This is a genomic window from Roseovarius sp. D0-M9 (assembly GCF_037083805.1).
Classification (GTDB): domain Bacteria; phylum Pseudomonadota; class Alphaproteobacteria; order Rhodobacterales; family Rhodobacteraceae; genus Roseovarius.
On the sequence record NZ_JBAPKZ010000005.1, the window covers coordinates 39,909 to 53,681 of the forward strand.

The 13,773-nt window shown below is 61.5% G+C and carries 11 protein-coding genes and 1 tRNA gene; 4 read left to right on the forward strand and 8 right to left on the reverse strand.

Annotated features, from left to right (window positions below; all coding sequences use genetic code 11):
- Positions 1-103: 103 nt before the first annotated feature.
- Positions 104-1,039: an ABC transporter substrate-binding protein gene (locus tag V8352_RS05195; protein WP_336423205.1), complete on the reverse strand. Its 936-nt coding sequence runs from the start codon at positions 1,037-1,039 to the stop codon at positions 104-106.
- Between the two features lie 190 nt (positions 1,040-1,229).
- On the opposite strand from V8352_RS05195, the gene V8352_RS05200 reads away from it, so the two are divergent.
- The 3 genes from V8352_RS05200 (at position 1,230) to V8352_RS05210 (ending at position 3,858) form a co-directional block, all read left to right on the forward strand.
- On the forward strand, positions 1,230-2,006 hold the full coding sequence (locus V8352_RS05200) for a DeoR/GlpR family DNA-binding transcription regulator (RefSeq protein WP_336423206.1): 777 nt from the start codon (positions 1,230-1,232) through the stop codon (positions 2,004-2,006).
- Positions 2,003-2,782 (forward strand): inositol monophosphatase family protein, encoded by a 780-nt coding sequence (locus V8352_RS05205; protein ID WP_336423207.1) that lies wholly within the window; start codon positions 2,003-2,005, stop codon positions 2,780-2,782. Before V8352_RS05200 ends, V8352_RS05205 begins: the two co-directional genes overlap by 4 nt.
- A 74-nt stretch (positions 2,783-2,856) precedes the next feature.
- Positions 2,857-3,858, forward strand: coding sequence for a GlxA family transcriptional regulator (locus V8352_RS05210; protein ID WP_336423208.1), 1,002 nt, complete (start codon positions 2,857-2,859; stop codon positions 3,856-3,858).
- Between the two features lie 11 nt (positions 3,859-3,869).
- On the opposite strand, the gene V8352_RS05215 is transcribed toward V8352_RS05210, so the two are convergent.
- The 7 genes from V8352_RS05215 to V8352_RS05245 all read right to left on the reverse strand — a co-directional run bounded on the left by V8352_RS05215 (position 3,870) and on the right by V8352_RS05245 (position 12,686).
- Positions 3,870-4,880, reverse strand: a complete 1,011-nt coding sequence (locus V8352_RS05215; protein WP_336423209.1) for a C45 family peptidase — start codon at positions 4,878-4,880, stop codon at positions 3,870-3,872.
- 50 nt (positions 4,881-4,930) lie between these two features.
- A complete protein-coding gene (locus V8352_RS05220) occupies positions 4,931-6,424 on the reverse strand; it encodes a biotin carboxylase (RefSeq protein WP_336423305.1) in 1,494 nt (497 codons plus the stop codon).
- A 5-nt stretch (positions 6,425-6,429) separates the two neighbouring features.
- On the reverse strand, positions 6,430-9,189 hold the full coding sequence (locus V8352_RS05225; protein WP_336423210.1) for an aminotransferase class I/II-fold pyridoxal phosphate-dependent enzyme: 2,760 nt from the start codon (positions 9,187-9,189) through the stop codon (positions 6,430-6,432).
- A gap of 88 nt (positions 9,190-9,277) precedes the next feature.
- The gene (locus tag V8352_RS05230; RefSeq protein ID WP_336423211.1) at positions 9,278-10,303 is read right to left on the reverse strand and encodes a carbon-nitrogen hydrolase family protein; all 1,026 of its coding nucleotides are present in this window, start codon (positions 10,301-10,303) and stop codon (positions 9,278-9,280) included.
- Positions 10,304-10,591: 288 nt separating this feature from the next.
- A complete protein-coding gene (locus tag V8352_RS05235) occupies positions 10,592-11,440 on the reverse strand; it encodes a GGDEF domain-containing protein (RefSeq protein ID WP_336423212.1) in 849 nt (282 codons plus the stop codon).
- Positions 11,441-11,838: 398 nt separating this feature from the next.
- Positions 11,839-11,913 (reverse strand) — tRNA-Gln (locus V8352_RS05240).
- 197 nt (positions 11,914-12,110) lie between these two features.
- Positions 12,111-12,686 (reverse strand): SH3 domain-containing protein, encoded by a 576-nt coding sequence (locus V8352_RS05245; RefSeq protein ID WP_336423213.1) that lies wholly within the window; start codon positions 12,684-12,686, stop codon positions 12,111-12,113.
- 105 nt (positions 12,687-12,791) lie between these two features.
- On the opposite strand from V8352_RS05245, the gene V8352_RS05250 reads away from it, so the two are divergent.
- Entirely contained in the window at positions 12,792-13,772 is a 981-nt protein-coding gene (locus V8352_RS05250) for a 2-hydroxyacid dehydrogenase (RefSeq protein WP_336423214.1), read from the forward strand.
- Position 13,773 lies beyond the last annotated feature (1 nt).

Sequence of the window (13,773 nt, forward strand, 5' to 3'; positions counted from 1 at the left end):
GGGCAGAGGGGGCAGGGAGTGCGAAGCTGAAAAAAGGCGGGGAGCAAAGCGCGCCCCCCGCCAGTTTCAGGGAGGAATTAGTGCAGGTGAGGCGTGTCGCCGGTCAGTTGATCCAGCCGTCGACCTTCTCCTCGTTTTCCGTCATCCATTCGCTGGCCACATCGTCAATGGATTCGCCGTCAAGATCGACTGCGGAAACCATGGCGCCCATCTCGTCGTTGGTGAGCGTGTAGTTGCGGATGATTTCGGCGGCGCCGGGCCATTTTTCCTCGACACCCGACCATGCGACCTTCCAGATCGGCCCGGTGGGTTTGCCGCAATCATAGGCAGCATCGGGGTTCACGCCGACCGAGGGGTCTTCGTAACATTCCTTGGTGTATTCCGGGAATTCGATGAATTTACCCTCGTATTTCGAGGGCGCCCAATGCGGCGAATAGAGCCAGAGCACGATCGGCGCCTCGCGCTGATAGGCCGATTCCAGTTCGGCAAAGAGGGCCGCATCGGTGCCTGCGTGGACCACCTCGAAGTCGAGGCCAAGCGCCTCGACGCGCTCTTCGTCGAAGCCGCCCCATGTGACAGGCCCGCCAAGATAACGGCCCAGCGGAGCGGTCTCGGAAGTTACGAATTCGCCCGCGCAGTCGCGCAGTGCCTCCCAGTCAGGTAGGCCGGGGCAACGCTCCTCCATATAGCTGGGATACCACCACTCTTCGATGGCGATCATGCCACTTTCGCCCATGTTGACGACATTGCCGGTGGCGATAGCCTCGTCCATCGCCTCGCGGCCCGTCGTCTCCCAGATTTCGGAGGCGACGTGCAGGTCTCCGGTTTTCAGGCCCGCGAATTGGGCGATGTAATCGGCCTGCACCAGCTCGACGTTATAGCCGGCCTTTTCCAGCACGTTCTGGAGAATCGTGGTGGTGATGATCTGGCCGGTCCAGTCGTGCGTGGTCAGGCGTATGGGGTCCTGGCTTTCGACTTCGGCAAGGGCGGGGGCACAGAACGCGGCGAGCGCGGCGGCGCAGGTGGCAATACGTTTCATCAAATGGTCTCCCTGAGTGGCAGCCGCGCCTCGTTCAAATGGGTGCGACATTTTGAATTGAAACGCAGAAAGCAACATATGGCAACATATTTTGTGGATTAATGTTGGATTAATCGTGGGGACCGTGCCAAATACGGTTTGTATTCAGTGCTGCGTGGTGTATCGCGCTGGCAACAATCAGGCAGGTTCGATGGACAGCGCGCATCCCACGCACAGACAGCAGGAAATCCTCGATGCGCTGCGCCGCGCGGGCGGATCGCTGCGCGTCGGACGTCTGGCCGCCGAGCTCGACGTGAGCGAAGAAACCGTGCGCCGCAATCTAAAGGTGCTCGCCGAGGCGGGCCATGTCGACAAGATGCACGGCGGCGCGCGCCTGGCCGAGACGTTCGGTGAGGGGGACTTCCAACACCGCCTCAGCATCGGCGCGGCGGCCAAGCAACGCATCGCGCGCCATGTTGCAGGGATGATTCCGGACGGCACCTCGATCTTTCTCGATGTGGGCAGCACGACCAGCTACATCGCGGATGCACTGCGCGACCATGCGGACCTTCTGGTGGTCACCAATTCGGTTTCGGTCGCTTACAAGCTGGCGACGCGCGGGGGCAATCAGGTCTATATGGCCGGGGGGGCGCTGCGCGCGCATGACGGCGGCGCGTTCGGCGCCGAGGCGTTGGCCTTTGCCCGTAACTTCAAGACGGATCTTGCCGTGCTGTCGACTGCCGGGATTACGGCCGAGGATGGTTTCATGCTCTTTGACCTCGAAGAGGCAAATTTCAGCCGCGAGATCATCAAGGGTGCGGCCCGGCGCATCGTGGCTGCCGATGCGGCCAAGTTCGGGCGCCCGGCGCCGATCACCTTGTGCGATCCCGCGCTGATCGACACCTTGGTGACGGATGCGGCGCCGCCCGGCAATGTGGCAGAGGCGGCGCAAAAATGGTCCACGACAATAGAGGTGGCAGACCCATGACGCTTGACCAGATCGCCGTGATAGGCGCGCGCATAGCAAATGACGCCAGCGCCGTGCCAATGCGCCATTTTCGGCGCGACGGCCTCGGGATCGAGGTCAAGGATGACGCGGACGCCAGCCCCGTCACAATCGCCGACCGCGCAACCGAAGAGGCCATCCGCGCCGCCATCGAAGCAGAATTTCCCGGCCATGGCATCTTTGGCGAGGAATTCGGCACCCAAGGGTCTCTGGACGGACCGGCCTGGATCATTGACCCCATTGATGGCACACGGTTTTTTTTGACCGGGTACCCTTGCTTTGGCATGTTGATCGGACATTTGCAGGCCGGCGTGCCGCAGGTAGGCATCATCCGCATGCCCGCGCTCGACGAGACCTACGTGGGCGTATCGGGGGGCGCGGCCACGCTGAATGGCGCGCCGATTTCGGTGCGCGCCATAACCCAGCTGAGCGAGGCGCGCGTTTACATCAACGAGCCCGAGCGCACGTTCGACCATGACCCGGCCCTTTTTGCGCGGCTGTGCAAGATCGGTCATACGCGCCGCATGTCCTATGATTGCTACCCTCATGCGATGGTCGCGGCGGGCCAGATCGACGCGGTTACCGACATCGGCCTTGAGCCTTATGATTTCCTGCCGATTGCGCCCGTGATCGAGGCGGCAGGCGGGATCATCACCGATTGGGAGGGGCGGGCGCTGACCCTCGGCTCGGATGGGCGTGTTGTCACGGCGGCAACGCCCGCGCTGCATGCGGCGCTGCTTGAGGTGATTGGCGGCTGAGGGGTGGCGCGGGCGATAGATGTGCCTTGGCGTGCAACCATGCAAGGCGTGATGTTTCAGCGGCGAGCGGCGACATGACCCAATCCGATTACATCCCCAAGGGAGCGGCCAGTTTTCGCATCCCGCGCGTCACCGCGCCGCGCCTTTTTGAATTCGTGCTGCTGCCCAAACTGACGATGCTGGCCATCTCGGCGGCGATCGAGCCGTTGCGCGTCGCCAACCAGATCTCGCAGCAGGAGCTGTATCGCTGGCGCACGATGACGCAGGCGGGCGCGCCGGTGCGCTGCTCGAACAATATCGCCATCGTGCCCGATGCGCCGCTTGGCCCGCCGGGGCGCGGCGCGCGGGTCTTCATCTGCTCGGGGGTCGAGCCGGCCGAGACGCTGGATGCGGGCGTCACCCATTGGGCCGCGCGGCAGGCGGCGCACGGGGTGCCGGTGGGGGCCATCTGCACAGGGGCGTTCACGCTGGCGCGTGCGGGCCTGCTGGGGGGCCGCGTCTTTACGCTGCATTGGGAGAATCAGCCCGCCTTTGTCGAGGCGTATCCCGGCCTCATGCCGACGCCGAACCTTTACGAAGTGGACCGCGATCTGATGACGGCGGCGGGTGGATCGGCCTCCACCGATCTGATGCTGAGCGTGATCGAGGATGATTTTGGCCCCGAGTTCGCGCTGACCGTTTCGGACATGTGCCTGCACGGGCGCAGCCACTCGGATCATGCGCCGCAACAGACCTCGCGATCGGCGGTGATCGGCAGCCGCAATCGCCACCTTATCGCGGCGATGCGCCTGATGCAGGTGAACCTGGAAGAGCCGATGAGCGTCGAGAGCATCGCGCGCACGGCGGGCATTTCCAAGCGCCAGCTCGAGCGGAGCTTTGCCCAGCACACCGGCCTCAGCCCGCGGCGCTATTATACCGACATGCGCCTAGCGCGGGCCTATTCGCTGCTGAGCGAGACGGATCTGACAATTGCCGAGATTGCGGCCGCTACCGGATTTGGCGGCACGTCCGCCTTCGCGCGCGCCTTCCGGGCCAAGTTCGACACGCCGCCGGGGAAATTCCGCAAGCGGTGGTGATGGCGGGCGCACTAGTCGGAGGAGGGGGCTGGCTCTTTGACAGTCGCCGCGCCCTCGGGCGTATAGATCGCGCGGGTATCCTCGCGGAAATCATGCAAGTCGAATGGCCAGCGCGCACGCGGCCAGCGCAGCTCCATCTGCAATTGACGGGGCCGGAACACGGCGGTGTAGAGCGTGCCGAATCCATGATCGAAGCGCGTTGAATAGAGCGGGGGACGCAGGAAGGCGGATATGAATTTTTCCTCCTCCTCGACGTGAAGCGTCAGGCGTTGCAAGAGATACCGCTCGCGCTCGACCGTGGCGGTAAAGCGCGCGTGGCTGGCCCATTCGACCCGCTCCTGATGGTTCGTTGCGACCGCCTGATGGGTGATGATGGCGGGCCGGTCCGGGGCCATGAGCGCGGTCAGGAACTTGCGGTGACGGTCGATGACGGTCACGTTATAGCTCATGTGCGTGGGCACGCGGGCCAGAACGCGCCCTGCCTCCTCTGCGGTTTCGCAGGTTTGCAGGACGTATCGCAGGATGATCGGCACGCCAAAGCCGTCGCCGACCACGCGCCGCCCTCCGAAGGTCAGCGAAACCGCCAGCCCCGCATCATTGATGCCATCGACCAGCCCCCAGAGGCCGTCGGATGTGCCCATCACGGCGCGGCCCTGCCATTCGGTGCGCAGGGTCAGGCTGTCGAATGCCTTGGACGAGTAATCGTAGTTACGCACCATCACCGGCTCTGCGCCGGGCCAGATGGCTTGCGAGCATGAGGCAAGATAGGGCGGCGGGCAGTAAAAGCTGAGAAACCGCGCCGCGTGGTCGGTGCCGCCTGCCAGCTCGACCAGCTGGTCATAAAGCGGCAGCATCTCGGGCATGTGGGCGCGCAGGGCCTTGTGACTGTCAAGAAAACCCGGACGCGCCTCTGCCCCCTCGCGCGCCCACCAGCGATGGTAGTCGGGCCAGTATTCGCGGAAGAGCCCGGCCCATTTCGGGCCGGGCACATCCTCGGAAATTGCGCGCCAGTTCAGTTTCATGGTGTCCGTTCTATGGTGTCCTTTTCATAGGGTCGACCTCGAACCGACGTTTACATGATCTTGAAGGCCGGATCGTTCAGCGCCGGCCCTGCCTCGGCCGTGGGCATCGGGCGGCCATGGACGCTTTGCTTGATGCCATGAATCCAGCGCTTGCCGCGTTCGTTCAGCTTGAAGCCGTTGGTCATCGAGCGGCCGCGCGTCACGAGGATGCCGATGTCGGCCCCCTCATAGCGGTAGTCGCCCGGTTGCAGGATGCGCAGGAAAAACGCCTCGTTCTCGCTCTCTACCGCGCGGCGGTGATAGTCAAAACGGTTGAAGTCGATGCTGCCGTCCTCCCGCATCCGGTAAATGCCCGTTTCGGGCACCTGCGTTGCAATATCGACGGTATCCTCGGTGTGCTTGATGACCATCTGCGACCAGCTGTCGATCATCTTGGGATCGGCCCAGCGGCTGTTCAACTCGTCCACGTCGAGGCTGAATTTCTTCTTGGAGAACTCCAGCAGGTGGAAGAGGAAAAGGGGCGCATCCGCATGGGCAAAGGCCGCGTGGTTCGTCATCGACGAACAGCCGGTGATGCGCGGATTCAGCTCGCCCAGCCAGATGTCACCGGTCTTCTTGTCGATCAGGAAATCGAGCTCGAAATAGCCGCGATACCCTTCCTTGCGGAGCTGCTCGCCGAATTTGAACGTCAGCTCGCGGGCCTTCTGGCGCACCTTGGGCGGAAAGGCGGTGCTGAAGATTTCATTGCCGCACCAGCCGCCGCGATAGGGCGTCAGCTCCTTGAAGCCGACAAGCTCGGTCATCAATGGGCCGACGATGGTGCCTTCCTTGGTGGCGCAGCCCTCGATGGCCGAACCGCGGCAGTCGATCCGCTTCATGATCTTGATCTCACCCTCGCCGACGATTTCATGTTCGTGGCGGCGGAAATCGGCCTCGGACTTGATGAAGAAAGTGGTGTGCCCGCTGTCGCCATAGGCCGATTGCAGCACCAGATCGTGCCCCAGGCCCGCCTTTTCGCAGATCTCGTTCAGATGCTCGTAGTTTTCGACGACGCTCAGTGTGTTGGGCACCGACGGCACACCGGCCTTGTTGCCGATGCGCACGGTCTCGATCTTGTTGTCCATCTTCTGGCGCAGCTTGGCCTTGGGGAACCAGACATCGGCGCCCAACTCCTTTGACAGCCGCTCGGTTTCCTCGTCGAACATGAGAAAGACGAATTTCGGCTTGCCGCCCCGGCGTTTGATGAGGTCGATGACCTCTTTGTGCTGCAGAAGGTAATTGTTGATGTCCTCGATGGACTGGAACTCCGCATGGGGCTGCTCGGAGGGGACAAAGGTATTGGGATGCTTGCCGCCGTAGCAGTCGATATAGCAGATATACTTGAAGTTCTTGCACCACTCATCGAGGCCCAGCAGATTGAAGTTCGTGGCCGAGATGAAATAGATCGGATCCTCGTTGCGGTGAAAATGTCGGCGGATTTCCGAGATATTCTTGAGTTCTGCTACCATTTTTCTGTCTCCCTTGTTCGTTTCTTTTTGTTTGATTGTGTTCAGAATTTCGCGCGCGCGTCGTTCAGCTTCAGCCGGGCGGCATTCGCCTTGCCCTGCTTTTTCAGCGCGTCCTGCGTAAAGACGCGCAGGCCCAGATCGGCGCGATAGCCGTGGATCTCGCTGACATCGAGGGCGCGCATGAATGCGAGGATTTCGTCGCTGACGACCTGGCCAGGCACCAGGATGGGAAATCCGGGCGGGTAGGGGATGATGAACTGCGCCGATACGACATCATTACCCGAACTCATCGCGTCGTGGATGGATCCATCCATCTCCAGATAATCGCAGTTCTTGTCGTCATAGCTGAGGAAAAAGGCAGATCGGATGTCACCCTCGGGTGTCTCGTCGCCTGATCGGAAGCTGTCGTGGAAGCGGCTGAAATCCGGCAGCGGGGGCAGATCGTCCATCAGGTTGGACACGCGCCGTTCAAACCCGCGCCGCTCCATCATCGACGCGTCATCCTGAAGCTCGTCAAGCTCGCGCGCGATCTCGACCAGCACCTCGATGAGATAGGCCACGGACGAGCGCGTGGTGCCGATGTTTGTCATGAAAAGGACGGTGTTGCGCGACGTCTTGTTGATCTGGATGCCGTATTTATCCATCAGGATCTGTGTCTTGAACGTATCGCCATCCCAGCCGGTGCCGCCCACCGCCAGCGTCACGCGCGTTGCGTCCAGCACGAATTCATCGCTCTCCCAGCAGTCCCAGATGTCGGTCCAGCCTTGCTGCGGATCGTAATAGCTGGTCACGCCGCTCTCGCGGTGTTCCTCGGGGATCATATCGCCCGCCGTCAGCACCTTGAAGTATTTCTGCAAGAGCGGATGGGTGGAAATCGCGCGGCGCATCGACATCGCCGCCTCGACCTGTCTTTGAACGAATTCAAAGCCCTCCAGCTCGACCTGCCTGCGGCCCACGTCCAGCGATGCGATGATCTGGTAGTTGGGGGAGGTGGAGGTATGCGTCATGTAGGCCTCGTGGAACGCGGCCTCGACCTCGCCCTTGAAGTCCTGATCATGCACGTGGATCATCGAGCCCTGGCGCAATGATGTCAGTGTCTTATGCGTTGATTGCGTCGCGTAGATCCGTACGCGTGCGGTCGGCGGCGGCACGAGGCGCGTGTTGATCCATGCGTCGTCGCCCTTGTCCTTCAGCTCTTCCTGCTGCTCTTCGTAGGCTTTGGTATGCGCCTCGCTGCGAAGCCGCTCGCGCAGGTTGCCAGCGGCATTCATCGCGGTGCGCTGGCGGTATGTGGGGCCAAATCGGGCAAAGGCGAACCACGCCTCGTCCCAGAGGAACACCAGATCGGGCTTGATGGCGAGGCATTCCTCCATCACCCGCTCGACGTTATAGACGATGCCGTCGAAGGTGCAGTTGGTCAAAAGCAACATGCGCACGCGGTCCAGCTTGCCCGCCGCTTTCAGCTCCAGAAGCTGCTTCTTGATGTCTTTCAGCGGCACGGCACCATACATCGAATATTCGTTCAGCGGATAGCTGTCGAGATAGCAGACCTGCGCCCCGGCCAGCACCATTCCGTAGTGGTGCGATTTGTGGCAATCGCGGTCGACCAGAACGATATCGCCGGGCCGAACAAGGGCTTGCACGACGATCTTGTTGCAGGTCGAGGTGCCGTTGGTGGCGAAATACGTCTGTTTCGAGCCGAAGGCGCGGCTGGCAAGACGCTGCGCCTCCTTGATCGGGCCATGCGGCTCAAGCAGGCTGTCGAGGCCGCCGGAGGTGGCGGATGTCTCGGCCAGAAAGATGTTGGGGCCGTAGAAGGCGCCCATGTCCTGAATCCAGTGCGAGCGGCTGATGGATTTGCCCCGGCTGATGGGCATGGCGTGGAAAACGCCCGTCGGCTGCTTGGAATATTCGACCAGCGCGGTAAAGAACGGCGTCTTGTAGCGTGCCTGAACTCCGCGAATGATGTTGAGGTGCAGCTCGAGGAAATCTTCTTGGTTGTAAAAGACGCGGCGGCAAATGCCGAGGTCAAGACCCGCGATATCCTCGACCGAGCGGTCGGTGATCAGATAGGCGTCAAGCTCGGGGCGCACGCGCGCGATCATGCGGCACAGCTCGGGGCCGTAGTTGCCGGGGTCCAGCTCTTCCAGTGCCGCGATGCCGCCCGCGCGGTTCAGATACCGCTCTAGAATGGGCAGCACCATCTTGGAATGCAGCGTGAGGCCGGGGCGGACCACGATCGCCTGAATGTTGTGGTTGAACAGAACCCCCATCAGCGCATCCTGAAGGCTGGGCACGACGACCGGCTCATATTGAAAGGGATCCTCGGCGCGGCGCATGCGCTGGAAGTTGGATTTCAGCCACCGCTCCTGATGCTCGTTCAGGTTATCGACGACCATGACTTCGAAGTACGGTTTGGACAGTGCCCGCGCCTCCAGCGATTGCATCGCCTCGTCCTCGTGATCGTCGGATTCGATGCCGTCGCGGTCCAAGGGGATGTGGCGCCGGCGATAGGCGCCGCTGGTCAGCGCGCGGCTGATGCGCTGCACCGTAAAGGCAAGATCGGTGTAATGGCCCGCCTCGAAATGACGGCGCAGCATGTCGAAGGCGGCGGTGCCGGGAAAGGCCCAGAACGTCTCGATCGGGGATAACTGGTCAAGCAGTTCTTCGATCTGGGCAATATGGTTCTTGGAAGCGCGGCCCGTGCTGCTGCGCGCCAGTTCGGCAGATATCTCGCGAAGCGAGCTCCATCGATCGGCCCTCAGTTGAACCGCCGAATAATAGTCTGCCATCGAGTGCATGTTTCTTCCCCGCTTGTGTGCAGGCGATCAGAAAATGGTGGCAAGTGTCGCGCGGTCAGATCCTGATCGTCCGCATGTGTTATATGTGTCAGTTGGTGATGGGCGGCGTGCCTCCGACCTTGACCCCCGGAACTGCGTGAGCATGCTCATCGTCGGCGCCATTGCCTGCGCGATTGCGCGCGTGCGCCCCATGCGCGCCGTGCGATCCGGGCCGACCGCCCAGATCATTGCCCAGATTGGCGCGCGCGGCGCCCGTGGTATCCTGGCCCGGTATCTCGAGCGGCCCCAGCCCGTGCAGATACGCATCGGTGCCGCTGCTGCGGTCATAGACCGAAAAATCGACTTCCCGGTCGCGGAAGCTCTTGAGGACCTGGCCCAGGCCCTTCATGCCGCGTTCGCGCTGGCGGCGCACATGGCTCAGGTCCACCTCGATCGGGAACATATCCTCCTGACCTGCCGACTGATGCAGCACGGTCGATGTCGGATCGACCACGCAGGATTTGCCGACGCCGCCCGCCCCAAGGCCGTTCACGTCAAAGACATAGCACTGGAACTGCGCCGCGGTCGCGCGCGCAATCGACAGCTCGGCCTCGCGGTCGGTCGTGCCGGTCAGAACAGGATGCAGCAGCACCTCGACCCCTTGGCTGGTCAACTGGCGCGTCGTTTCGGGGAACCACATGTCATAGCAGATCGACAGGCCGAACCGGCCCACATCCGGCACGTCGAAAACGCAAAAGCCCGTGCCCGCTTCGACGCCCGCCTCATAGGGGCGGAAGGGAAACACCTTGCGATAATTGCAGACGATCTCGCCAGCCGGATTGATGACGGTCGAGGTATTGTAGATCCGTCCGTCGTCAGCCGTCTCGAACATCGAGCCGGGGATCAGCCACACGTTGTGGCGCCGTGCGGCCTCGCAGAAACGGTCGACCGTTTCATTGCGCAGCGGCAGGGAAAACTTGGTCAGCGGGCCGAACGGAGCAAGCTCGGAAAAGAGCACCATCTGTGTCCAGGGAAAGCGCGCCATCAGCAGGTCGAGACGGTGGATCATCCCATCCACGTTGGGTTGCAATGCGTTCACATACATCTGAACACCTGCGATTGCGAAGGGCGTCATGGTCGATTTTTCCTTTGGTATTCATGATATGGTTCGGCAGCCTACGACATGTAAACGCATGTTTACAACAGGGCACACGTGACAGGCGGCCCCTTGACGTTGCGTCACTGGCTTGGATCTGCGCTGCCTGCACAAACGTCAATCAATTCGATTGCGGGCAGGGCCAGCGCAACAAGCAAATCGTCGAGCGCCAGTTTGAGTTGGTCCACTGCCCGGCAGGGTCTCAGCAGGTTTCGACATGCGCTTGGATGCCAAAACCGGTGCTCGAACACCATATCACCATGGGTATCATGCCGCCTCATCAGCCAAGCATACGCGATTCCTGCCGGATGATTTAGCGATATATACGGCCCTGTCGGCTTGCTTCAGGCTGCTTTTGACGCTGTCACCTGCATTGAGCACTGAAATTCCGAACGATGCCGTGACTGACATGCCGTCCTGACTTTGGTGGCTTTCTATTTCCACCCGGGCCCGTTCCGCAACGCGGACAGCTTCCTGAAGATCGGCGTTTGGCAAGAACATCACGAACTCCTCGCCACCGAACCGAGAGATGATATCGTTTGATCGGGTCGCTTGACTGAATACCGAAGCCACTTCTCGCAGCATCAGACCGCCAGCGCCGTGACCATGCATGTCGTTGACGGATTTAAAGTGATCAAGATCGGCAAAGATGATCGCACCAGCGGATTCGGCTGACAGCATCTCCTCGAAGCCCCGTCGGTTCAGAAGTCCAGTCAGCGGATCGGTGTTTGCAGCATCGGCTTTTCTGCGAAGGTCGAAGTCGACATCAGCAATAAGTCGGTTGGCCATCGACATGATCTCGCCGACTTCATCACGATAATGGCTCGCCAACGCAACCTTCTCCCGGCGCAATTCGAACGATTCCATTGCATCGCGAACGTGATAAAGCGGCCGCAGGATTGCATTAAGTCCCATCAGCGTTGCGGCGGTTCCAACGAGGGTACCGATCAGCATCACAATCACAACCTCAAGGTTTGCAAAAAAGCTCCCTCGCTCGATCAGCAGAAAGCTGACGGTTACAATCAGAGGCAGATGCGTTCCACAGAAAGCAATGAAAAAGACCTTTGCAGTGAAGCTCCGCGGGAACAGTTTCGATAATCTGGCATAGGTATTCATCGCGGCCTCAGTTCATTGCTGCTGATCTTTTGGGCAGAGATATCCGTTCCAAAAGACCCAAAGAAAATGGCATGATTGCCAAGGGTAACTTCCCAGAGGAACCCGTGGTTTCCGGGGTGTCAGTAGTGCTGACTTGGTGGATTTTTAAAGTCCGAAGAAGGAGTTCCAGGATGGAAAACCGTCTACGATATTGTGGTTAATCGCTCTCGGCCGGGTTTGCATCATGGCCGATTGGACGGGCCATATGGTCAGGGTGTTTGTAAATCACCTAACACGCCCCGGAAAGCGACTGTAAGCCGGTCAAGACTTTGGGTGCCCCTGACAACGGGGGCATAAACAGGGGCATTTTGGGTCCCGGAAACGCCCTGAGGCCAATTATCTGTAATGCGGAAATGAAATGGCTGGGGTGGTAGGATTCGAACCTACGATACACGGTACCAAAAACCGATGCCTTACCGCTTGGCTACACCCCAACGTGGCGTGGGTGTTAAACCGGTGCGCTTTGGGGTGCAAGACCCCACAGTGAAAAATCTGGACGAAAGTTCAGTCCGTGGATTGGTGCCCTCTGAACGCGCGGTGCGCGGTGCTGCGCGATCGCCGCACAGTTGCCGCACCGCCACTCTGCGCGCGGCGGCGGCGCAGTCAAAATCATGGGGGTAATCGCTATGGATCAGTCGAGGATTTCGTTCGTCCCTACACCCCAGATCGCCGCCTTGGGAACCCAGCCCTTGTGGCCACTGACCTGTAGCTCGCACCAAGAGATGCTACATTCATCAACTCGGGCGATCACGCCAACTTCGAGCTGTGCGTTGACCATAGCATCGCTGTTTGGGGATGCGCGCATCGCGACCATGTCGCGCTCCACGATGGCGGTACGCACGCCGGACAGCAGGGAGTAATGCATCCAGCCGCCGACGCCGTCGCGGTCGCGCACCCGGCGCCAGTGTCCGTGCTCGGCGGTGATCTCGAGCGGCAGGTCGCGCCGCGTGAAGATCCAGTCGATACGGTGGGTCCGGCTGGGGCCGCGCCGCGCGTTGCCTTCCGCAGCCTTCATCGACACGTAGCGCGGCAGGGGCAGATTGGTAACAGGGCCGCGCTCTTGGGCGGCGGCCGCTGACGGAAGGGCGGTGCCCAGCCCCGCGCCAACCAGCCCTGCGGCAAGAAGCCCTGCGCCGACCGGCACCGTGCCAAAGGGAAGCGCGGCGCAGAGCGCGAGCGCGATTGCATGCTTGTGTAAACTGTCCATGATCGGAAATCTGCCCGTTCTCGTATGCGGGGTTCTTGTGCCTCGCCCGTTCCTGCGCCACCATGGCACTTCAGCGCGGAATATGGAAGATCAAGGAGGCGCCCCATGCCATCGCAACGTCTGAGTGTCGCTCTTACGCGGCGGCTACCCGAACCGGTCGAGGCGCGCCTCTGCGAGCTCTTCGATACCATGCTGCGCAGCGATGACACGCCGATGACCCGCGAGGAGTTGGCCGAGACGGCGCGCGGCGTCGATGTGCTGGTCCCGACGCTGACCGACCGGATCGACGCGGGTTTGATCGGACAGGCGGGCGACCGGCTCAAGCTGATTGCGAATTATGGCGCGGGCGTCGATCATATCGACGTGGCCACGGCGCGCCAGCGCGGCATCCTGGTGTCGAACACGCCGGGCGTCTCGGCGGATGACACGGCCGACATGGCCATGGCGCTGATCCTTGCCTCGCTGCGCCGTATCCCCGAGGGGCTGGCCATGATGCAATCGGGCGAATGGGCCGGATGGTCGCCCACAGCGCTGATGGGTGGGCGTGTTTCGGGGCGGCGACTTGGCATCCTCGGGCTGGGCCGGATCGGGCAGGCGGTGGCCCGGCGTGCAGGAGCGTTCGGGATGCAGGTGCATTACCACAACCGCAAGCGCCTGCGCCGCGAGACCGAAGAGGCACTGGGAGCCACCTATTGGGAGAGCCTTGACCAGATGGTCGCACGGATGGACGTGATTTCGGTCAACTGCCCGCATACGCCCTCGACCTTTCACCTGATGAACGCGCGCCGGCTCAAGCTGATGAAGCCCGAGGCCGTTATCGTGAACACCTCGCGGGGCGAGGTGATCGACCAGAACGCCCTGACGCGGATGTTGCGCGCGGGCGAGATCGCGGGCGCGGGCCTTGATGTCTATGAAGACGCGGCCAATCCGCGATTGCGAGAGATGAAGAACGTCGTGCTCCTCCCGCATATGGGGTCGGCCACGGTCGAGGGACGGATCGAGATGGGCGAAAAGGTGCTCTTGAACATCAAGACATGGTCCGACGGGCACCGCCCGCCCGATCAGGTCGTCCCGGCGATGCTTTGAC